Here is a 21353-nt window from a genome sequence, read left to right as displayed (position 1 = left end):
GGCTCGATGTAAGCAAGGATCAGGGCCGTGACGACAATTCTCGCGGTTGCGAATCAGAAGGGCGGCGTCGCCAAGACCACCACGGTGGCTTCGCTCGCGGCGGCGCTGCATGCTCTCGATCGACGAGTCCTGGTGGTCGACCTCGACCCGCAGGGCTGTCTGACGTTCTCTCTCGGACACAATCCCGACAAGCTCGATTCCTCGGTGCACGAGGTGCTGACCGGGGATGCGAAGGTCGAGGACGTGCTGATCGAGACTGCGGAAGGAATCGTTCTGCTTCCGGCGACGATCGATCTCGCAGGTGCGGAAGCCCTGCTGCTGATGCGCGCGGGTCGTGAGTTCGCGCTCAAGCGTGCACTCGCGCCGATCCTCGAGGACTTCGATGTCGTCGTCATCGATTGTCCGCCGTCGTTGGGGGTGCTGACCCTCAACGGCCTCACCGCCGCACAGTCGGTGCTCGTGCCCCTGCAGTGCGAGACTCTCGCTCATCGCGGGGTCGGGCAGTTGTTGCGAACGGTGTCCGAGGTGCAACAGATCACCAACCCCGATCTGACGCTGCTCGGTGCCCTTCCCACACTGTTCGACGCCCGCACCACGCACAGCAGGGATGTGCTCGGCGACGTCTCGGACCGCTACTCGTTGCCGGTTCTAGCACCGCCGATTCCGCGGACCGTACGCTTCGCCGAGGCCAGTGCCTCGGGCGCGACGGTACTCTCGGGACGAAAGAACAAGGGCGCACAGGCCTATCGAGAACTTGCCGAGAATCTGCTGGCGTACTGGGACGGTCAAGCCGATCTGAAGACCTATGATCCGGCGGAGTAGAACGAAGCCCGTGCCGGCGGGTCAGCCGAGAGCGACCACGTCGGAACCGCGTTGCTCGACGACCACATCGCCGATCACCGACATCTGTATCGGGCCGGCGTAATCGCCTCGGTCGACCGGAATGTCGGCCACCCTGACACCGGTGGAGAGATCGACCACCGAGATGCCGTCGGGCACCGGTAACAGGAGTCGGCCTGCCATGACCGCTCCACTCCCGAGGGCTCCGGGGACGGTCCAGAGAGGGCTCAGGTTGTTGGAATCGAACGCCTGGACCCCCGTGCCGGTGAACCAGGTGAGAGCCGAACCTGCCTTCGTCGCAGGAAGATTCGGGGTAGGGGAGGAGCCGGCCGGAAGAGTGAATTCGGACAGTTTCACGGCCGCGTCGTCGTAGAGTCCTACCCGGTCGGGCGCGCCGTTCTCCGCTGGAATGTACAGCGCGACAACGCTGCCCGTGATCGCAATGATCTGCCCGGCAGTGGGTGCGTCGGATCGGGGAACGAGTTCCGGTACCACCGTCGACCCGTACTCCTCAGGTTTACCGGCGTCCTTGGGTGCAGGATTCATCAGCGACAATCGGGCAGCGGTCTCTCCCGGGCACTGTTCGAGCACAGCCGTCCGCGAGTTCGTCGACGCCGAGGACAGCAGCGTGCACCCGGTTCGCGGCTGACTACCCGGATTGACCGGGGCATCCACTCGACCGTATTCGAGGGTGCGCACCATGTCCGACCGCCACAGCTCCATGCGCGTGTCGCCCCTCGACGTCACGTAGGTGCCATCGGAGGACAGGCGGACCGCATCGTCGGCGTCGGACGTGCGCTGCGCCTTGCGCTCTCCGGTCGGCCCGTCGAGTTCGGTGACCTGAGAGCAACCGCGATCGTCGCGGTAGACCGCGACCGCGGTGTTCCACGACGAGACCACCGAGCAGAGCGGGAGATCTCTCGAGTACGACCAGGATTGCTCTCCTGACCGTGGATCGCGGCCGAGGACGGAGCCCCCGTCCGCCGTCACCACCGTGGACCCGGTGACGACAGGGAGCGGGGTTCGCGTCGAATCCGTCGCTGCACTCGGCGCACGCCACAATTCGGTGAGCGCAGTGGGCACCGTGAGCGCGGGCTCGGCCTGAGCCAGCGGCTCCTCGGCCGGGATCGATGTGGTTCCGCGAGCATCACCGGTGAACCAGGCGATGCTCGCGGCAACCACTACCACCACCGCGATGACGGCGGCGACGACGAGGTCGGTTCTCGTCCTTCGTTCTGGAGCCAGCACGGCGGGAGATTACTCCGTTGCGCTCGCAGTCGAGGGTCCGGCGTCGGCGGACGATCCACTGGGGCGACGTCGCCTGCGGCGGCGCGGCGCAGTCTTGGTGACCGTGTCCGCGGACGCCGCATCGGACGTATCCGACTGTTCGGCAACCGATTTCGTTGCCGGTGCGGAATCGTTCTGCGCAACGCTGGTTGCGGCGGTGTTGTCGCCGTCCTGCCCTGCGCGGGTGCGACGCCGACTGCGCGAGCGGCGCGGCTTGGTAGCCGAAGACGCGTCGGCCGCAGGTGCTGCCGTCGCCTCGCCGTCGTCCGCCTTCTCCGGGGCGCGCGAGGGTGCCTTGCGTACCGTGCCGGTGGCGTCGGTGGCGATACCGAGGTCGGTGAACAGGTGCGGCGAGCTCGAGTAGGTCTCGACCGGATCCGGCATGCCGAGATCGAGCGCCTTGTCGATCAGCTGCCAACGGGGGATGTCGTCCCAGTCGACCAGGGTGACCGCGATGCCGGTGCGCCCTGCACGGCCGGTGCGGCCGATGCGGTGCACGTAGGTCTTCTCGTCCTCGGGGCACTGGTAGTTGATGACGTGGGTGACGTCGTCGATGTCGATACCGCGGGCTGCGACGTCGGTGGCCACCAGAACGTCGATCTTGCCCGTCCGGAACGACTTGAGGGCCTTCTCGCGCTGGACCTGGCCGAGGTCACCGTGCACGGCACCGACCGAGTATCCGCGCTCGGCCAGCTCGTCGGCGACCTTCTGGGCGGTGCGCTTGGTGCGGGTGAACACCATGGTCGCGCCGCGACCCTCGGCCTTGAGAACCTTGGCGACCATCTCGACCTTGTCGAGGGCGTGGGCCCGGTAGACGTGCTGGGCGGTGCGGTCGTGGACGGCCGAGGACTCCGCCTCTTCGGCGCGGATGTGCGTCGGCTGAGTCAGGAACGTCCGGGCCAGAGTGATGATGGGGCCGGGCATCGTCGCCGAGAACAGCATCGTCTGACGCTTGTCGGGAACCATGCCGAGGATGCGCTCGATGTCGGGGAGGAACCCGAGGTCGAGCATCTCGTCGGCCTCGTCGAGGACCAGGACTCCGACCTTGCCGAGGATCAGGTGGTTCTGCTTGGCGAGGTCGAGCAGTCGGCCCGGGGTGCCGACGACGACGTCGACGCCGTTCTGCAACGCGCTGATCTGCGCCTCGTACGGACGGCCACCGTAGATGGAGAGCACCTTGACGGGGCCGTTCGCGCCGCTGAGGTACTTGGATGCGTTCTCGAGGTCGGAGCTGACCTGAACGCACAGTTCACGGGTCGGCACGATCACCAGGGCGCGGGGAGTGCCGTCGAGCGGGGAGGTACCGGAGTTGTCCGTGGCGAGTCGGTGCAGCAGGGGCACCCCGAAGCCGAACGTCTTGCCCATTCCGGTGCGTGCCTGACCGATGAGGTCGTCGCCCGCGATGGCGAGCGGCAGCGTCAACTCCTGGATGGCGAACGTGCGCTCGATTCCCATCTCGGAGAGCGCGCGAACGATGGTGGGGTCAACGTTCAGTTCGGCGAAAGTGGGGGGTACGTGCGTGTCGTCCAGCTGCGCCGACAGCGTGGTGTCGCCGGTGTCGGATTCTTGGTCGATGACTATCTTGCTCAGGGGACTGGCCTTCCTCGTGGTCGAACGTGCGCACGAGGAAGGGCATAGGCCTATTGCCGGCCGAAGTCGATGCCCTCGATCCGATGTGATGTCGCCGTCAGCCTCAGCGCGGCCGCGAACTGCGATGTTCGCTGCGGCGAAGCTGTCGAGGCGACCCGGATCAGGTGCGCACACATTATCGATGACCGTCGTGTGCTTCTTCGGTCCGTTTCATCGGTCCGCGAGTGACGATCGAGCACCATGGTAGCTTGCCGAACGGAATTCTCCATTGTCGGCAGGTCACGATAGGTCCAGCGCGCGCCGCGACGAGGCGTCGGGCACCGGACTACGATTGCCAGCCATGGGAGCCCATTCGTCGGAGCCGTCGTCCGCAGTTTCACCCACCACTGTCGTCGAGTCGCCCGAGTCGGATCGAGTCGAGCCGTCGATCGCGCACGATCACCCCGGTATTCCGGATCTGTTCGCGGTGCTCGCGTACGGCGAGATTTCCGCGTTCTATCGCCTGGCGGACGACGCTCGAATGGCTCCGTCGATGGAGGGTCGCGTCGCGCTCGCGAGCATGGCGGCTGCGGAGATGAGCCACTTCGAGACGTTGCAGAGAGCCTTGTCCGATCGTGGTCTCGACGTCTACGCCTCGATGGACCCGTTCGTTCGCGCCCTGGACGAGTACCACGAGTCGACGACGCCGTCGACGTGGTTGGAGTCGTTGGTCAAGGCGTACGTGGGCGACGGCATCGCGGCCGATTTCTACCGGCAGATCGCGCACAGTCTCACCCCCGACGTGGCCGAGATCGTCCGCGACGTGCTGGCCGAGACCGGGCACTCGGAATTCGTGGTGCACGAGGTGTCCGATCGGGTTCGTGCGAGCTCGCAGGAGAAGGCGCGATTGATGCTGTGGGGTCGTCGTCTGCTCGGTGAGGCCATCACCCAGGCGCAGTTCGTGCTCGCTCGCCGTGAGTCGCTGACCGATCTCGTCATCACCGCGTCGGGAGACCTCAACGGTGTCGTCGCACTGTTCGATCGCATGCAGGAACAACACGCGGAGCGGATGTCCTCACTCGGCCTCGATTGACCGCACAGCACTGTGTTCGCTGACAGCACAGGGCGTCGGGCGTCTGGCTCGGTGCGGCTGCACTAGCCTGGCGTGAGCAGAGTTGTCGAGAGTTCGGAGGTTGACCGTGGAGGTCAAGATCGGTGTTTCGGAGAGTTCCCGTGAGCTCGTCGTGAACAGCACGCAGTCCCCGGCCGAGGTCGAAGCGCTCGTATCGACCGCCTTCGCCGGTAAGGACGGAGTGCTGGCGTTGGAGGACGAGAAGGGACGCAAGTTCTTGATTCAGGCTTCCAAGGTGTCGTACGTCGAGATCGGTCCGTCCGATGCTCGGAAGGTCGGATTCGCGACCGCCTGAGACTGCTCGGAACGCAGAACACGCCCCTCACTCGCATCGAGTGAGGGGCGTGTTGCGTTCGTCGGTTGCGAGGCTACGGTGCCTGCAGGGGAACGTGCGACAGACCGCCCCAGGCCAGCGACACCGTGGTGTCGACGGCGTCTTCCTTCGAGATCGGCCGGTCGGCTTCGAGCCAGTACCGAGCGGTGAACTGACTGGCACCGACCAGGCCTACGGCCAGCACGCGAGCTCGATAGGGATCGAGTCCGGAATCGTGGGCAACGAGGTCGAAGACGGCGTCGACACACGCTTCGGTTGCCTGCTCGACGCGTGCATTGACCTGCGGGTCGCCCATCAGATCGGATTCGAAGACCAGGCGGAATCCCTGTGTGTCGGTGTCGACGAAGTCGTAGAACGCCAGCACCGCGGCACGAACTCGTTGCTTGTTGTCCGTGGTCGAGCGCAGAGCCTGGCGTACTCCTGCGATCAGGGTGTCGACGTAACTCTGCAGCACCGCCAGATACAGCTCGAGTTTTCCGGGGAAGTGCTGATACAGGACCGGCTTGCTGACGCCCGCGCATTCGGCGATCTCGTCCATTCCGGATGCGTGGTACCCACGGGTCACGAATATCTCGCTCGCCGCAGCGAGCAGTTGCGCCCGACGGGCATCGCGAGGCAGCCGTGCGCCGCGCCGATTGCCGGTGGTGGCCGGCCGGTCCGAGGACCTCCGGTCGTCGAGATCTGTCATCAATTATGTTCCCATCCGCGTCGACAGCTGCGCTCGTCTTGGTTCGACAACGAACGGTCCGGCATGAACTTCCGGCGGGTGGCCGTCGGTTCGGACCGCTCGTAGCGCAGATCACGGGCAACGATACTCGTGGCGGCCGGCACCCACGGGATCCTGGGGGACCGTCGCGGAAAGTGGGCGATAACGGAACATGTCGAGCGGTTTGTTCGTACGATGTTTTCGTACCGAAAACCCGATAGTTCCATTCCCGGTATCGGCGTGCCGAGCAGCGGGCGGTGAGGATTGTGAGATCGTGTTCGAGTGACTGACCGAGGCGGGCCGCGTATCCGCGGTGGTGTGCAGTCGGACGGCGTCGACGACGGTTACGACGATCGCGCGGACGATTTCCCACGCAGCGTGGGCAGTCGCGGATCGCATCAACCGCTCCGCGCGCAGTGGGATCCGACGCAACGCGAGGTGAAGCTGCGCAGTCGTCGACCGGATCGCGATATCAGGAAGCAGAGCAAGCTCGGAAAGTTCGCGTCCACGTACGGCTGGCGGGCGTACGCGGTGCCGATTCTGATCGTGGTGACCGCGCTCGTCGTATTCGATGCCGTGCGGACCGGTGACCCCGTCACCGGCACCGCAGCGCAGTCGACCAACGCCGATCCTGGATTCGGCACCTTGAGCTCGGATACGACGTCGGGTACCGGAATCATCGGCGTTCCGCCGCAGGCCGACGGTAACTTCGCAGCGTCGATATCGTCGGGTGAACTGCCCGACGGTGGTCCGTTCGCGGTGGAGGGGGCCGGAACGTGGCACACCGTGCCGGGGACAACGGAGCAGGTGGGGCAGGGGACCGAGCGGGTGTTCACCTACACGGTCGAGGTCGAGGACGGCGTGGACACGGTCGGGTTCGGCGGCGACGAGTCGTTCGGCCGATTGGTGGATCAGACCCTTGCCAACCCCAAGAGTTGGACCAACGATCCACGGTTCGGATTCCGTCGCATCGATCAGGGCGATCCCGACTTCAGGATCTCGCTGACGTCGCAGATGTCGATCCGGCAGGCCTGCGGTTACGACATTCAGCTCGAGGTCTCCTGCTACAACCCCGGTATCGAGCGAGTGGTGCTCAACGAGCCGAGGTGGGTGCGTGGGGCGATCTCGTTCCAGGGCGACATCGGCTCGTACCGCCAGTACCAGATCAATCACGAGGTCGGCCACGCGATCGGCTACCAGCAGCACCAACCGTGCGAGACCGACGGCGGGCTCGCTCCGGTGATGATGCAGCAGACGTTCGGGACGAACAACGACGACATCGCGCGACTGGACCCAGCGGGCGTCGTTCCGATGGACGGCAAGACATGCCGATTCAATCCGTGGCCCTACCCGCGAGGCTGATCGGCTGGAACTCGGACGTGCTGAGTTAGATTCGAACGTATCGCGCCGGGTCACCGGCCGCCGTGTCGAGTCGAGGAGCGTCGCTGCGTCGTGGTCCACCTACCCCCGCTGGTCGAACCCGCAGGCGAACTGTCGCCCGAGGACGTCGCCCGGTACAGCCGGCACCTGATCATTCCCAGTGTGGGAACCGACGGTCAGAAGCGACTGCGCAACGCCCGCGTGCTCGTCGTCGGTGCCGGGGGACTGGGCTCACCGGCACTGCTGTACCTCGCGGCCGCCGGTGTCGGGACTCTGGGCGTCGTGGAATTCGACGACGTCGAACTGTCGAACCTGCAACGGCAGATCATCCACGGCCGGTCCGACGTGGGTCGCTCGAAGGCCGACAGCGCGCGAGACTCGATTCTCGAACTCAACGACGGCGTCGAGGTGACGCTGCACCGTGTTCGACTCGACTCGTCGAACGCGCTCGAGCTCTTTCGGCAGTACGACCTCGTGCTCGACGGGACCGACAACTTCGCCACCCGATACCTCGTCAACGACGCGGCCGCGCTGGTCGGGATCCCCTATGTATGGGGTTCGATCTACCGGTTCGAGGGGCAGGTGTCGGTGTTCTGGGATCGAGCCCCCGGCGACGCAGGTATCAACTATCGCGACCTGTACCCCGAGGCTCCACCGCCCGGCATGGTGCCCTCGTGTGCCGAAGGTGGGGTGCTGGGGGTGCTGTGCGCGTCGATCGGGTCGATCATGGTCACCGAGGCGATCAAGCTGATCACCGGACTCGGCGAGACGTTGCTGGGTCGGTTGATGATCTACGACGCACTGGCGATGAGCTATCGAACCGTCGGTCTGACTCGGGACCCGCATCGAACGCCGATCACCGAGCTGATCGATTACGAGGCATTCTGCGGAGTGGTGCCGGCCGCCGAGTCCACCGGCGAATCGGTCACTCCGGCGGAGCTGCACGCAATGATGCAGTCCGGTCGCGAGATCGCCCTCATCGACGTGCGTGAGCCGGTGGAGTGGGACATCGTCCGCATCGACGGTGCGCGCTCGATTCCCAAGGGTCGAATCCTGTCGGGGGCGGCGATGTCGGATCTACCGCAGCACATCCCCATCGTGCTCTACTGCAAAACCGGCATCAGGTCCGCCGAGGTGCTCTCCGCCCTCGTGGCAGCCGGTTTCTCGGACGCCGCCCATCTGCACGGCGGAATAGTGGAGTGGGCCCAGCAGATCGATCCTGGTTTGCCCATGTACTGATGTGTCGCGTGTGCGCGTCGTCCGCAGCGGCACCGCGATCGGCGGTAGCGTGGCGCTCGTGAGCTCTGTCGAACCTCCTCAGCACGTGATCTCTACGTTCGGGCTGCGCGATGTCGAGCCTGCACCACTCGGTGCGGATTGGGACGGTGGATGGCGTCTGGGCGACGTCGTCCTGTCCCCGGTGGCAGACCATGCCCGCGCCGCATGGTCGGCCAAGGTGCGCGAGACATTGACCGTGGACGGGGTCCGTCTCGCCCGACCGGTCCGGTCGACCGACGGCCGATACGTCGTGTCGGGCTGGCGCGCAGACACGTTCGTCGCCGGCGAACCGGAGCCTCGTCACGACGAGGTGGTCTCGTTGTCGATGCGGTTGCACGCGGCGACCGCGCAACTCGAGCGACCGCGATTTCTGGTTCAGCCTCCCGTGGCCCCGTGGGCCGACGTGGATGTTTTCGTTGCTGCCGACAGAGCTGCTTGGGAAGCGGTCCCGCTGCGCTCTGCTCGCGGCGCCGGCGCACCCGAGCCGTCGTCCAGTGATGGCAAGAGCAGCCTGGAATTGGTCAAACAGCTTGCGACACTACGCAAGCCCGTCGAGTCACCGGACCAGTTGGTACACGGTGATCTGTTCGGAACGGTCTTGTTCTCGGGTAGCGAGGCACCAGGGATCAGCGACATCACCCCGTACTGGCGTCCTGCGCCCTGGGCTGCCGGGGTGGCCGTGGTGGACGCCCTTTCCTGGGGTGACGCGGACGACGGTCTGGTCAACCGCTGGGACGATCTACCGGAATGGCCGCAGATGTTGCTGCGCGCGTTGATGTTTCGTCTCGCGGTGCACGCGCTTCATCCGCGTTCGACGTCCGAGGCGTTCCCCGGCTTGGCGCGAACGGCGGATCTGGTACGCCTTATTCTCTGACTTCCGCTGCGCGAGCCGGTGATTCGGAGAGTTCGTGGAACAGTGATCGAGCGGCCTGCATCGCGCGGGCCGCGTCACCGGCGATCACCGCCTCCACGAGCGCCGTGTGTTCGTCGATGTAATCGTCGTCGTGCTCGATGGCGTGGTGGCGCATGGCGTCGTGGATCACCGGTAGCAGCGAATCGTAGAACTCCAGATAGATGGCGTTGTGGCTGGCCGCGACGATGGCGCGGTGCAGGCGTGCGTCGATCCGAACTGCATCGGCCAACGGAGTTTCGTCGGACCACGCCGCGTTGCGATCGGCCAGCGCGCCGAGCATGGCACGGATGTCGTCGTCGTCGCGTCGGTCGGCCGCAAGAGCCGCCGCAGTGACTTCCAAGGTTTCGCGTAGTTCGGTGACATCGCGGTGCCTGGCGTCCGAGAAGTACTTTCCCAGGGTTCCGCCGAGGTCGGAGCACGTCATGACGAAGGTGCCCGAACCCTGCCTGCGTTCGACCATGCCGGCGTGCACGAGCGCCTGCACGGCCTCGCGCACAGTGTTGCGCCCGGTGCCGGTGATCTCGCACAGTTCGGGTTCGGTGGGGATGCGGGTACCCACCGGCCATCGCTGCGACGTGATCTCTTCGCGCAGCTGAGCGGTGACCTGGGAGATCAGGCTCGATCGCTGGACCTGCCGCACGTGGACTCCTCATGCCGGGGACGTTGCAGCGTCGATAGTACTGCTTTGCACCCGATGATCCGGTCATCCTATGATTACGCGGTGAGTGCGCCCACCGCCCCCGATACCCGCCTCGTCGGTACCTCGCTCGTGCGTGGTCGAGTACTCGTCTTCTCCGCGATCGTGGTGTCCGCGCTGACTCTGCGCGCCGCCGTCACCTCGATCAGCCCGCTGTTCGGCAGAATCGGCACCGACCTCCAGTTCGGCACCACCGTCATCGGCATCGTCGGCATGTTGCCTCCGGCGATGTTCGCCGTCTTCGGCCTGGCCACGCCGCTTCTCGCCAAGCGCACCGGCCTGGAGCGGGCAGCTCTGCTGGCGATGGCGCTGACCACGATCGGTATGGCCACTCGTGCGTTCGCGCCGAACACCGAGTCTCTGCTCGCGCTGTCCGCGATCGCTCTCGCGGGCATGGGCATCGGAAACGTCGTCATCCCGCCGTTGGTCAAGCGGTATTTCTCCGAGCGGCTCGCCGTCGTCAGCACCATCTACATCTGCGCCATGCAGGTCAGCACCATGGTTCCGCCGCTGCTGGCCGTCCCCATCGCCGACGCGCACGGTTGGCGCATCTCCATCGGGATCTGGGCCGTCGTCGGCCTGGCCGCCGCGCTGCCGTGGCTCGGTGTCGTCATCGCCCGACGCGGCCGCGACGAGAAGGACGTCTCCGGTGAGGCCGGGTCGGCGTCGGTCCACGCATCGCCGAGCGGCCGAATCCACCGGTCCTCTCTGGCGTGGGGGATGGTGATGATGTTCGCAATGACCTCCCTGATCACCTACTCCATGCTCACCTGGTTGCCGACGCTCCTCATCGATGCGGGGATCGGAGAAGGCTTGGCCGGTGCGTCGGTGGCGGCGTTCGGAGCGATGGGACTGATCACGTCGCTGGCCGCGCCGACGCTCTGTGCGCGCGTGCGCAATCCGTACGGCATCGTGATGGTTGCCGCGGCGTGCTACCTCGGCGGGTTCGCGGGCCTGCACTGGTCTCCGACTGCCGGTACGGTCGCGTGGGTGTGCTTGGTCGGGCTGGGCACGATGACGTTCCCGATGTCGCTGACGCTGATCAACCTCAGGACGCGCACGGCCGTTGGCTCGTCCTCGCTCTCGGGATTCACCCAGGGGCTGGGTTACGTGGTGTCCTCGACCGGTCCGATTCTGTTCGGTCTGCTGCACACCGAGTCCGGGGGCTGGGGACTGCCGTTGGTTCTGTTGACCGGATGTGTAGCGGTTCTGCTGGTCGGAGGATTTCTGTGCTGCCGACCGAGGATGCTCGAAGACACCTGGTGACGTTCGGTGCGCGTTGACGCTTCAGCTCACGTCGGTGCTCGATGGCACGTGAGACCAAGTTAATCAACGAGTCATCGCGCGCAGCGCCGCTGCAACATGGCTTTCCTATGTTCGGTTCACACACCGATCAGGAGGCCACACGTGACCAGCCTTTCTCGCAGCGCTTCGGCAGATGCCGGCTCAGCCACCACGGCGACTGTTCCACCCGGAACAGTTCCCGTCTCCGTCAACCATCACATCGCGCACTGGAATTCCGAGGACGTCGAGGCCTGGGAGGCCGGCGGCAAGCAGATCGCCAAGCGCAATCTGATCTGGTCGGTCATCGCCGAGCACGTCGGATTCTCGATCTGGTCGATCTGGTCGGTGATGGTGCTGTTCATGCCGTTGTCGGTCTACGGCATCGACGCGGCGGGCAAGTTCTTCCTGGTGGCCGTCCCCACCCTCGTCGGCGCGATCCTGCGCATTCCGTACACCTTCGCCACGGCCAAGTTCGGTGGCCGTAACTGGACCATCTTCAGTGCTCTGGTGCTCCTGATCCCCACCGTGCTGACCATGTACTTCATGCTCAACCCGGCGTCGTACACCACCTACATCATCGTTGCGGCGTTCGCCGGACTCGGCGGCGGTAACTTCGCATCCTCGATGACGAACATCAACGCGTTCTATCCGCAACGCGAGAAGGGGTGGGCGCTCGGCTTGAATGCGGGCGGCGGCAACATCGGTGTGCCCGTCATCCAGCTCATCGGCCTGTTGGTCATCGCCACCATCGGCAACACCGCCCCCGAGATCGTGTGCGCCGTCTATCTCGTCTTCATCGCGCTTGCCGCCGTCGGTGCCGCGCTGTACATGGACAACCTGGACAACCAGAAGACCAACGGACGCTCCATGATCGACGTGCTGAAGTTCTCGGACTCGTGGTGGATCGCCTTCCTGTACATCGGCACGTTCGGGTCGTTCATCGGCTTCAGCTTCGCGTTCGGGCAGGTCCTGCAGATCAACTTCCTCGCCGGACTCACCGACGGAGCACCGGCGACTCCCGCTCAACAGGCGCAGGCATCGCTGCAGGCCGCTCAGATCGCGTTCATCGGACCATTGCTGGGATCGCTGTCGCGTCCGTTCGGCGGCAAGCTCGCCGACAAGATCGGTGGCGGCAAGATCACCCTGTACACGTTCGTGGCCATGACGTTTGCCACCGGGATTCTGGTTGCGGCCAGTACCTGGGACGATTCGACTCCCGGCGCGGCCAGCGGCACCGTGATGGTGCTCTTCGTCGTCGGATTCATCGCACTCTTCCTGCTCTCGGGCCTCGGAAACGGATCGGTGTACAAGATGATCCCCGCCATATTCGCTGCGAAATCCGCTCAGCTTCAAGGCATGACGGTCGACGAGCAACAGCACTGGTCGCGCAAGATGTCCGGTGCCCTCATCGGAATCGCCGGCGCGATCGGCGCTCTCGGCGGCGTCGGAATCAACCTGGTGCTGCGGGCGTCGTACTCGGGCACCGCGAAGTCCGCGACCACCGCGTTCTGGGTGTTCCTCGCCTTCTACATCGTCTGCGCGATCGTCACCTGGGCGATCTACCTGCGCAAGACCAACTCCGCCGACGCCGACGCACCGGTAGCAGTCTGAGGGTCCATCACCGGCGAGAACGAAACACACTGCACGGCAACGTAGATCGGAAGGACCCGCAATGAAGAACGCGGTAGTGGTAGGTCACGGGATGGTCGGACACCGATTCGTCGAAGCGTTGCGTGCGCGCGACGAGGCGGCCGAATGGAAGGTCACGGTGCTGTGCGAGGAGGCACTGGCGGCGTACGACAGGGTGGGACTGTCGTCCTACGTCGGTGCCTGGGACCACAAGGAACTCGCTCTGGCGGGCAACGACTATCCCGGTGACACCCTCGTCGAGATGCGCACCGGAGTACGGGCCGATCGCATCGACCGCGACCACCGCACCGTCGTGACCTCGGCGGGGGACACCGTCGAGTACGACGCTCTCGTCCTCGCCACCGGCTCCTACCCGTTCGTGCCGCCGATCACCGGACACGACCTGCCCGCGTGCTTCGTCTACCGAACCCTCGACGACCTGGACAAGATCCGTGCCCGCGCCGACGCCGCAGGACCGGGCGCGGTCGGTGTGGTGGTCGGCGGTGGCCTCCTCGGTCTCGAAGCGGCGAATGCACTGAAGAAGATGGGCATGACCCCGCACGTCATCGAGTTCGCTCCACGATTGATGCCGCTGCAGGTGGACGAGGGCGGCGGCGCGCTGTTGGCGCGTCTGGTCACCGAACTCGGGTTGAACGTCCATGTGGGAGTGGGCACGTCGTCGATCTCCGAGAATGACAGCGCCGGTCTGACGGTCGAACTGAGCGACGGCAGCACCATCGACGCCGCGCTGCTGGTGTTCTCCGCCGGTGTGCGTCCCCAGGATCGGCTGGCACGCGAGAGTGGTCTCGAGGTGGGTGAGCGCGGCGGCATCATGGTCGACATCGGCTGCAGTACCTCCGACCCTGCCGTCTACGCGATCGGCGAATGCGCTGCGGTCGAGGGTCGGTGCTACGGACTGGTCGCTCCCGGGTATTCGACGGCGGAGGTCGTGGCCGACCGATTGCTCGGCGGCGCAGCGCAATTCCCGGGTGCCGACATGTCCACCAAGCTCAAGCTGATGGGCGTCGACGTCGCGAGCTTCGGCGACGCGATGGCGGCCACGCCGGGCGCTCTCGAAGTGGTGTTCAGCGATGCCCCCAAAGGCACGTACGCCAAGCTCGTCGTCACCGACGACGCGAAGACTCTGCTCGGCGGCATCCTCGTCGGCGACGCCTCCGCGTACTCGCTGTTGCGGCCACTGGTCGGTCGCGAGTTGCCCGGCGATCCGGGCGCTCTGATCTCACCAGCCGCCGAGCAGGTCGGCATCGGTGCACTGCCCGACGACGCCGAGATCTGCTCGTGCAACGGTGTGAGCAAGGGTGCCATCTGCTCGGCGATAGCCGACGGAGCCTGCGACCTGGCGGCCGTGAAGAGCTGCACCACCGCGGGCACCACCTGTGGCGGATGCCTGCCCTCGATCAAGTCGTTGCTCGCCGCGTCCGGTGTGGTCCTCTCGAAGTCGTTGTGCGAGCACTTCGCTCAGTCCAGGGCCGAGCTGTACGAGATCGTTCGGGCCACGAACACCCGCACCTTCTCGTCGCTGATCGCCAAGTACGGCTCGGGAACCGGCTGCGACATCTGCAAGCCTGTCGTCGCGTCGATTCTCGCGTCGACGTCCTCCGACCACATTCTCGACGGCGAGCAGGCGTCGTTGCAGGACACCAACGATCACTTCCTGGCCAACATCCAGAAGAACGGCACCTACTCGGTGGTGCCGCGTATGCCCGGCGGCGAGTGCACTCCGGAACAGCTCATCGTCATCGGCGAGGTCGCTCGCGATTTCGGGCTCTACACGAAGGTGACCGGAGGGCAGCGCATCGACATGTTCGGTGCCCGCGTCGAGCAGTTGCCGGCGATCTGGAAGCGCCTCGTCGACGCCGGGATGGAGTCGGGCCAGGCGTACGGGAAGTCGCTGCGGACGGTCAAGAGCTGCGTCGGATCGAGTTGGTGCCGTTACGGCGTCCAGGATTCGGTGGGGATGGCCGTCGATCTGGAGAACCGCTATCGAGGTCTGCGGTCGCCGCACAAGATCAAGTTCGGCGTCTCGGGCTGCGCTCGCGAATGCGCCGAGGCCCGCGGCAAGGACGTCGGGATCATCGCGACCGAGGGTGGTTGGAACCTCTACGTAGGCGGTAACGGAGGTCAGTCGCCCAAGCACGCGCAGTTGCTCGCGTCCAACCTCGACGATGCCACCCTGGTCAGCTACATCGACCGTTACCTCATGTTCTACGTGCGTACAGCCGACCGGCTGCAGCGCACGGCACCGTGGCTCGAATCGCTCGACGGGGGACTGGACCACCTCAGAGCCGTCGTGTGCGAGGACAGTCTCGGCATCGGTGCCGAACTCGAAGCCGACATGGAACGCCACGTCGCCGGCTACAAGGACGAGTGGGCCGGCGTGCTCGAAGACGACGAGAAGCTCGGTCGGTTCGTCTCCTTCGTCAATGCTCCGGACGAGTCCGACCCCACCATCGCGTTCGACGAGTCCGGCGCGCGCAAGGTGCCCGTGCTGATGGGAATGCCACGAGTGGGCGCGTGAGCCGATACGGGAGCTGACAACCGGCAGGTCACGAGACTGAGTGCATGTGCACAGACGAGTAATCGCGACTTAACGGCCAAGAAACACAAGCAACGTGGAATAGCTGATCAGGAGGTACGCCATGACTGTCATCGATTCGTCAGCAGTGAAGTCACCATCAGCGGTACCGAACGACATCGCTCGTGATTGGACCCCGGCCTGCACGCTCGACGCGCTGATTCCGGGGCGCGGAGTGGCGGTGCTCCTGCGAGGAGGCACCCAGGCGGCGCTGTTTCTGCTCGACGACGGACGACTGTTCGCGGTGGGCAACATCGATCCGTACGGGCGTGCAGCAGTGATGTCACGCGGACTGGTGGGAGACCGAGGGGGCGAACCCACCGTCGCATCGCCGTTGCTCAAGCAGGTTTTCTCGCTGGCCGACGGCCGCTGCCTCGATGACCCGCAGGTCACCCTCGGATCGTTCGAGGTCTCCTGCGTCGAGGGCGTCGTGTTGGTCCGCGGCGGATCTACGTGAGCGAAATCGCAGGGGCTGCAATGCCTCTGGTCGGGTTCACCGTCGGGATCACCGCATCGCGTCGAGCCGAGGAGTTCGCGACTCTGCTCGAGCGGCGCGGGGCCACCGTGATGCATGCCCCCGCTATTCGCATCATCCCACTGGCCGACGACGCCGAGCTCGAACGCGTCACCGCCGCCGTCATCGCTGATCCACCGGAAATCACCGTGGCCACAACAGGAATCGGATTTCGTGGCTGGGTCGAGGCAGCGGACGGGTGGGGGCAGGCAGAAGAACTGGGGCGCGCACTCGGTGCGTCCCGTCTGCTCGCTCGCGGTCCGAAGGCGAAAGGGGCCATCCGAGCAGCCGATCTACGCGAGGAGTGGTCGCCCGCCTCGGAATCCTCGGCGGAGGTACTCGAACATCTGTTGGCCGAAGGGGTGGAGGGCAAACGCATCGCCGTGCAGCTGCACGGCGCGACCACCGAATGGGAGCCGGTCCCCGATTTCTGCGAGGTGTTGCGCTGCGCGGGAGCCGAGGTGGTTCCGGTGCCGGTCTACCGCTGGACAGCGCCCGACGACCAGAGCCCGATGGACCGCATGATCGAAGCCGTCATCGTCGGTGATCTCGATGCCCTCAGCTTCACCTCGGCACCGGCGGTGGCGTCGATGCTGATGCGCGCCGACGAGAACGGTGTGCTCGAACCTTTGCTGCAGTCGATGCGATCGAGGGTGCTGCCGGTGTGCGTCGGGCCGGTGACGGCCGCGCCCCTCGAACAGCTGAACGTGGCCACCACACAGCCGACACGGGCGCGTCTGGGGGCACTCGCGCGGCACATCGCCGAAGAACTGCCGAGGCGCACCGGTCGTCTGCATGCGGGCGGACACGTGGTCAGTGTCCGCGGTAAGTGCGTGGTGGTCGACGGTGAAGTTCGACCGGTGTCCCCAGCAGGCATGGCGTTGATGAAGACACTGGCTCGCAATCCAGGACGCGTCGTCTCCCGCGAGGACCTGTTGGCGTCGCTGCCCGGCGGAGGGGGCGACACCCACGCTGTGGAGACGGCGATGACCAGACTCAGGTCCTCGCTGGGCGCGCCGAAAGCTATCCAGACCGTGGTCAAGCGTGGCTATCGCATCGCACTCGATCACATCGAGACCGAGACGGACTGCGATTCCGAAGAACCGGCTGATCGAGTGGCCGTCGTAGAAGGGGGAAAGTACTGATGACACCGACTCTTGTTCTGGTTGCACACGGCACCCGAAACCCTCGTGGTGTCGAGATGGTCGCCGCACTCGCCGATGCTGTGTCGGCGCAGATCGGTACCACGCGCGTGGCATTCGTCGACGTACTCGGGCCGTCACCGGCCGAGGTGCTGCGCGACACCGCCGGCTCGGCTGTCGTGGTTCCCGCCTTCCTCGCGTCGGGCTACCACGTGCACACCGATGTGCCGCGAGAGATCGCCGACAGCGCTCACACGTCCGTCGCCGTCACCCGCGCTCTCGGACCCGATCCGGTACTGGCGGAAGTCATGGTCGATCGACTCCGTGACGCCGGGTGGCGCTCGTGCGATCCGATCGTGCTCGCGGCCGCAGGATCGTCCGATGCTCGTGCGTTGGAAGAACACCGGCGCGCGGCGGCGATGTTGGCCGATGTCGCGCGAGTTCCGGTCAGTATCGGCTACGTCGCCACCAGTACCCCCACCGTGTCCGACGCGGTGTCGACTCTGCGAGAAGGCGGGCACACACATGTGTTCGTGGCGTCGTATCTGTTGGCGCGCGGCCTCTTTCACAACCGGCTCACCGACGCCGGAGCCGACGGCGTCGGTGAGCCGCTCGGAGTGCATGCCGCGATCGTCGATCTCGTGGTCGCGCGCTACCGCGAGGGTGTTCGATCTCTCGGTGAAACTAGTGATGCGGCAACGGAAGAATTGCCACCGGCTCGTCGGCGCTGACCTCGGCCGGGATCACAGCCAGTGCGTCGCGGCCGACGAGGTGAGCGAGGTGCGCCGTGCGGACTCGGGTATCTGCCAGCCACCGTGTGCCGTCCGCGGTGACCGGGACGATACGAGGCGTCGAGGATCGAACCTCGGCAGCATTGGACAACAGGCCGATCCGTGATGGGCGCACCGTTCTCCCGGTCAGGGCATCGACGATGGCGGGCGCGGCGAGCATCGCGGTACCGACAGCCGCCAGCGGATTGCCCGGTAGGCCGAGTACCACTGTGCCGTCGGGCAACGCCGCGGTGATCTGAGAACCGCCCGGACGCATGCGCATTCGCCCGACGACGGTCTCGGCATCGATGCCGGCGAGGGTCCCGCGGAGCTGATCGGCAGCCCCGCCTCCGGTCGCCCCGACGACGATGATCACGTCCACGTCCCGAGTGCGGGTCAGCACGTCTCGAAACCCCGTCGCAGAATCCTCGAGCAGCGTCACGTCGACTACGGTGATGCCGCAGTGCGCCAGGTACTCCGGCAACACCGACCCGAGCACGTCCCTGGTCTCGCCGGGAGCGAGTGGTCCGGTGGATCGAATCTCGGTGCCGCTGATGACTACTCGTCCGCGGACCGGACCGCGCACTGCCACCTCGAACACCTCTGCACTGGCAGCGAGCGAACGTACGGCCGCATCGATCGGGGTGCCGGCAGCGACGAGTTCGGTACCGGGCAGCCAGTCCTCACCGCGTCGACGCGTGTCGTCGGACTGCGATGCCGTCGGGATGCGTCGAGCCGATCCGTCGGACTCGCGGGTCATGTGCTCGTCGCGAACCACCGATGTCGCTCCGGGCGGAAGCGCTGCGCCCGTCGCGATGCGCACGGCCGTTCCTTCGGTGAGTGGGGCGATGTCGGAGGTGCCGGCGTACGCGATGTCGGACCGGAGCGTCCACGGATCGGTGCCGCACACGGCATAGCCGTCCATCGCGGAGATGTCGACTGCCGGCAGCGCGGTTCGGGAGACGAGGGGTTCCGCGAGCACGGTTCCGGCACTGTCCTGCAGGGGAATTCGACGGATCGGCAACGCGGGGAGTCGGCTCCGAACGCGTTCGAGTGCGTCGCTCACCTCGAGCGTCTCCGGCTGTTGTGCGGCCAGACGGGCGGCGAGAAGATCGGCGGGGGTGTCGCAGTCCTCGACACCGGACACCGCGATCACCAGATGATCGGCAGGAAGGATCGTGCGCATGGGCGCGCCCTCCACCGAATCCGGCTGTGCCAGCGCGGAACGCAACGCGGCGTGCCGCCAGACTCCCAGCAGGAATTGGGTACGACCGGCACTGTCGCGGGCGAAGACGGCGTCGGTCTGCGAGCGCGATACGGCATTGATCAGCGACTCGACCGTCGCGGCGTCGAGAAACGGCAGATCCGACGCGATGACCACCACCAGATCTGCGGTGCCTTCTTCACAATCGTCGAGTGATCGCAGGCCCGCGGCGAGTGCAGCGACCGGGCCGCCGCCCGCGGGGGACTCGCGAGTCTGCACCACGTGATCGGGCACTCCGGTACGGGTCGGACCCACCAGAACCGTTCTGCGACAACTCGTCACCGCGTCCACGGCGATGTCGACCATGCGGCGCCCGCCGACGGTCATGGCGGGTTTGTCGACCTCGTGCGGCGCAGCGGGGTCCTCGGGATCTGTCATCCTCGATCCTCGACCGCCGGCGAGGACGATCGCGTCGCAGACCGGTTGCGTCACGTTGCGAGCTCTGTCATGTCGGCAGCGGCACGTTCTGCAGGCGAACCTGCCCGCGTGCTATGACTTTTCCGCTGTCGGAGGCGGTGATCGTGACCAGCCACAGTTGTTGAACACGGCCCTGCTGCAACGGTTCTGCGACAACATCGACGCGGCCGCCCTTGCTGGCGCGGAGAAAGTCGGTGCCGTTGTGTACGCCGACTGCGAATTCACCGCGATCCTTGACCGCCTCACTGGCACCGATGCTCGCTGCGCTCTCGACGGCAGTGGTGTAGACGCCGCCGTGGACGACCCCCCAGGGCGTGAAGTGCTCATCCGTCAACTCGATGTGCCCGGCCACCCTGGTGCCCGAGACCTCGTCGACGACGAGACCGGCAGAGGCGACGAAGCTGCTCGCCTTCGACAGCGCGAACTTCGCCGTGGGGCGTGGATCGAACTGCTCGAGTGCGTCCCTGATGCTCATTCTCCGAGATTAGTGGTCGGCGGCGGAGGCGGTGGGAGCGCCCCGAAGTCGAATCGAATCGAGCTCAGTGGGACGCGCCCGTCGTGGTTCGGGACGCCTTCGCTGCGCAGAGTTTCCAGCTGTCTCGAGGCCAGGTGCGGGGCGGGCCTTCCACTCGCGCCGAGGACTCGATGCCAGGGCAGGTCGGCGGAATCGGTGCGCATGATCCATCCGACGATGCGAGGACTCGACAGGTCGGCGGCGGCCGCGATGTCTCCGTAGGTGGCCACGAATCCAGGGGGGATCGACGCGACCAACGCGCGAACTCTCTCGACCTGGGCTTCGGTGATCGGGGCCATCTACAGCAGGGATCGCACCAGCTCGGCGACCTCGACCGGCTTGGCCTGGCCGACCATGTGATCGCAGTCCAGTTCGACCGTTCGTAGGTTGTCACCGAGCTTGTCTCGCAGCGCCGAGAGGAATTCCTCTGTGACATAGGGGGGTTCGACGCGCATGGCCCGCACCACGATGGTCGGGACACTCTCGGCGGGGACCACGATCGGACGTGCGAGCTCGCCCCACGTCGCGACGATGGCCGGAATCGACATTCGCCAAGCGACCTTTCCGTCGTCGGCGGGGATCAGGTGATCGGCGACCTCACGGTCGAGCAATTCGGTGGGCACGTCCGCCCACGCCCCGTGGATCTTCTCCGAGCGCGCCTCGTCGACGTCGGTGTAGTCGGGGGATTTCGCGGTCGCCTCGGCCACCTCGAGTAGCTCCTCCGGCGGCAGAGCGATTGCGGGATCGAGCAGAATCAGCGCCCGCACAGCTTCGGGGAACCTCTGCGCGAGATGTACGGCCAACGCGCCACCGTACGAGTGGCCGAGGACCACGACCGGTCCACGCGCATGGGCGTCGAGCACGGCTTTGAGCGCAGTGACCTGTGCGTCGATGTCCCAGGGCGGTGTGGATGGGGAATGCCCGTGACCGATGAGGTCGGGTGCCAGAATCCTGGCCTCGGGAAGGTGGTTCTCGGCGAGGTCCCACCATCGGGCACCGTGTCCGGTGACACCGTGGACGGCGAGGATTTCGGGACCGTCTGCGGGTCCGAACGTGTGCAGATTCAACTCGGTCACGTCGACCACTA

Annotated in this window: 20 protein-coding genes; 12 read left to right on the top strand and 8 right to left on the bottom strand. The window is 65.9% G+C overall.

Annotated features, from left to right (window positions below; genetic code table 11):
* Positions 1-27: 27 nt before the first annotated feature.
* Positions 28-822 carry a ParA family protein gene (locus CH283_RS21995; RefSeq protein ID WP_068045629.1) on the top strand — a complete coding sequence of 265 codons (795 nt, stop codon included), beginning with the start codon at positions 28-30 and terminating at the stop codon, positions 820-822.
* Positions 823-843: 21 nt separating this feature from the next.
* Here the strand turns inward: CH283_RS21995 and CH283_RS21990 are convergent, their stop codons facing one another.
* Positions 844-2088 (bottom strand): Rv3212 family protein, encoded by a 1245-nt coding sequence (locus CH283_RS21990; RefSeq protein ID WP_094642305.1) that lies wholly within the window; start codon positions 2086-2088, stop codon positions 844-846.
* 9 nt (positions 2089-2097) lie between these two features.
* Entirely contained in the window at positions 2098-3582 is a 1485-nt protein-coding gene (locus CH283_RS21985; RefSeq protein WP_255183291.1) for a DEAD/DEAH box helicase, read from the bottom strand.
* Between the two features lie 475 nt (positions 3583-4057).
* Between CH283_RS21985 and CH283_RS21980 the strand changes: the two genes are divergently transcribed.
* Positions 4058-4789 (top strand): ferritin-like fold-containing protein, encoded by a 732-nt coding sequence (locus CH283_RS21980; protein WP_179272204.1) that lies wholly within the window; start codon positions 4058-4060, stop codon positions 4787-4789.
* A 106-nt stretch (positions 4790-4895) separates the two neighbouring features.
* A complete protein-coding gene (locus tag CH283_RS21975) occupies positions 4896-5123 on the top strand; it encodes a DUF3107 domain-containing protein (RefSeq protein ID WP_094642304.1) in 228 nt (75 codons plus the stop codon).
* Positions 5124-5196: 73 nt separating this feature from the next.
* Here CH283_RS21975 and CH283_RS21970 read toward each other — a convergent pair whose 3' ends face one another.
* Positions 5197-5850: a TetR/AcrR family transcriptional regulator gene (locus CH283_RS21970; protein ID WP_068046045.1), complete on the bottom strand. Its 654-nt coding sequence runs from the start codon at positions 5848-5850 to the stop codon at positions 5197-5199.
* A 396-nt stretch (positions 5851-6246) separates the two neighbouring features.
* On the opposite strand from CH283_RS21970, the gene CH283_RS21965 reads away from it, so the two are divergent.
* From CH283_RS21965 to CH283_RS21955, 3 genes are all read left to right on the top strand, one after another.
* A complete protein-coding gene (locus CH283_RS21965) occupies positions 6247-7230 on the top strand; it encodes a DUF3152 domain-containing protein (RefSeq protein ID WP_094642481.1) in 984 nt (327 codons plus the stop codon).
* Between the two features lie 90 nt (positions 7231-7320).
* A complete protein-coding gene (moeZ, locus tag CH283_RS21960; RefSeq protein ID WP_094642303.1) occupies positions 7321-8487 on the top strand; it encodes an adenylyltransferase/sulfurtransferase MoeZ in 1167 nt (388 codons plus the stop codon).
* A 58-nt stretch (positions 8488-8545) separates the two neighbouring features.
* Entirely contained in the window at positions 8546-9400 is an 855-nt protein-coding gene (locus CH283_RS21955) for a TIGR02569 family protein (RefSeq protein ID WP_068046053.1), read from the top strand.
* Here the strand turns inward: CH283_RS21955 and CH283_RS21950 are convergent.
* Complete coding sequence (locus tag CH283_RS21950; RefSeq protein ID WP_068046035.1) at positions 9390-10079, bottom strand: FadR/GntR family transcriptional regulator; 690 nt, start codon at positions 10077-10079, stop codon at positions 9390-9392. The genes CH283_RS21955 and CH283_RS21950 overlap by 11 nt on opposite strands.
* Before the next feature lie 81 nt (positions 10080-10160).
* On the opposite strand from CH283_RS21950, the gene CH283_RS21945 reads away from it, so the two are divergent.
* The 6 genes from CH283_RS21945 (at position 10161) to CH283_RS21920 (ending at position 18032) form a co-directional block, all read left to right on the top strand.
* Positions 10161-11402 carry an MFS transporter gene (locus CH283_RS21945; protein ID WP_094642480.1) on the top strand — a complete coding sequence of 414 codons (1242 nt, stop codon included), beginning with the start codon at positions 10161-10163 and terminating at the stop codon, positions 11400-11402.
* Between the two features lie 237 nt (positions 11403-11639).
* A complete protein-coding gene (locus tag CH283_RS21940) occupies positions 11640-13031 on the top strand; it encodes a nitrate/nitrite transporter (protein ID WP_094642478.1) in 1392 nt (463 codons plus the stop codon).
* Positions 13032-13092: 61 nt separating this feature from the next.
* Positions 13093-15588: a nitrite reductase large subunit NirB gene (gene nirB / locus CH283_RS21935; protein WP_094642302.1), complete on the top strand. Its 2496-nt coding sequence runs from the start codon at positions 13093-13095 to the stop codon at positions 15586-15588.
* Positions 15589-15709: 121 nt separating this feature from the next.
* Positions 15710-16102 (top strand): nitrite reductase small subunit NirD, encoded by a 393-nt coding sequence (gene nirD / locus CH283_RS21930; protein ID WP_094642301.1) that lies wholly within the window; start codon positions 15710-15712, stop codon positions 16100-16102.
* Positions 16103-16122: 20 nt separating this feature from the next.
* Positions 16123-17304: a uroporphyrinogen-III synthase gene (locus tag CH283_RS21925; RefSeq protein WP_255183303.1), complete on the top strand. Its 1182-nt coding sequence runs from the start codon at positions 16123-16125 to the stop codon at positions 17302-17304.
* On the top strand, positions 17304-18032 hold the full coding sequence (locus tag CH283_RS21920) for a sirohydrochlorin chelatase (protein WP_094642299.1): 729 nt from the start codon (positions 17304-17306) through the stop codon (positions 18030-18032). Before CH283_RS21925 ends, CH283_RS21920 begins: the two co-directional genes overlap by 1 nt.
* Here the strand turns inward: CH283_RS21920 and CH283_RS21915 are convergent.
* From CH283_RS21915 to CH283_RS21900, 4 genes are read right to left on the bottom strand one after another with little or no spacing between them, the layout of a single operon-like run.
* A complete protein-coding gene (locus tag CH283_RS21915) occupies positions 17986-19767 on the bottom strand; it encodes an NTP transferase domain-containing protein (RefSeq protein WP_306437470.1) in 1782 nt (593 codons plus the stop codon). The genes CH283_RS21920 and CH283_RS21915 overlap by 47 nt on opposite strands.
* 13 nt (positions 19768-19780) lie before the next feature.
* On the bottom strand, positions 19781-20227 hold the full coding sequence (locus CH283_RS21910) for a PaaI family thioesterase (protein WP_255183290.1): 447 nt from the start codon (positions 20225-20227) through the stop codon (positions 19781-19783).
* A complete protein-coding gene (locus tag CH283_RS21905; RefSeq protein ID WP_068046009.1) occupies positions 20224-20565 on the bottom strand; it encodes an MGMT family protein in 342 nt (113 codons plus the stop codon). The genes CH283_RS21910 and CH283_RS21905 overlap by 4 nt, the downstream gene beginning before the upstream one ends.
* Positions 20566-21351, bottom strand: coding sequence for an alpha/beta hydrolase (locus CH283_RS21900; protein ID WP_176460496.1), 786 nt, complete (start codon positions 21349-21351; stop codon positions 20566-20568). It abuts the gene before it with no gap.
* Positions 21352-21353: the final 2 nt, after the last annotated feature.

The sequence above is a fragment of the Rhodococcus sp. 05-2254-2 genome, from assembly GCF_002259095.1.
Taxonomy (GTDB): Bacteria; Actinomycetota; Actinomycetes; order Mycobacteriales; family Mycobacteriaceae; genus Rhodococcoides.
Note: the sequence above shows the minus strand (reverse complement) of the source record. Positions and strands in the feature narration are given on the sequence as shown.

Excerpts from the sequence above, each read along its gene's own strand:
- CH283_RS21985 (WP_255183291.1), bottom strand. The coding sequence starts at position 3,582 with ATGGGAATCGAGCGCACGTTCGCCATCCAGGAGTTGACGCTGCCGCTC.
- CH283_RS21980 (WP_179272204.1), top strand. The coding sequence starts at position 4,058 with ATGGGAGCCCATTCGTCGGAGCCGTCGTCCGCAGTTTCACCCACCACT.
- CH283_RS21970 (WP_068046045.1), bottom strand. The coding sequence starts at position 5,850 with ATGACAGATCTCGACGACCGGAGGTCCTCGGACCGGCCGGCCACCACC.
- nirB (WP_094642302.1), top strand. The coding sequence starts at position 13,093 with ATGAAGAACGCGGTAGTGGTAGGTCACGGGATGGTCGGACACCGATTC.
- nirD (WP_094642301.1), top strand. The coding sequence starts at position 15,710 with ATGACTGTCATCGATTCGTCAGCAGTGAAGTCACCATCAGCGGTACCG.
- CH283_RS21925 (WP_255183303.1), top strand. The coding sequence starts at position 16,123 with ATGCCTCTGGTCGGGTTCACCGTCGGGATCACCGCATCGCGTCGAGCC.
- CH283_RS21920 (WP_094642299.1), top strand. The coding sequence starts at position 17,304 with ATGACACCGACTCTTGTTCTGGTTGCACACGGCACCCGAAACCCTCGT.
- CH283_RS21910 (WP_255183290.1), bottom strand. The coding sequence starts at position 20,227 with ATGAGCATCAGGGACGCACTCGAGCAGTTCGATCCACGCCCCACGGCG.
- CH283_RS21905 (WP_068046009.1), bottom strand. The coding sequence starts at position 20,565 with ATGGCCCCGATCACCGAAGCCCAGGTCGAGAGAGTTCGCGCGTTGGTC.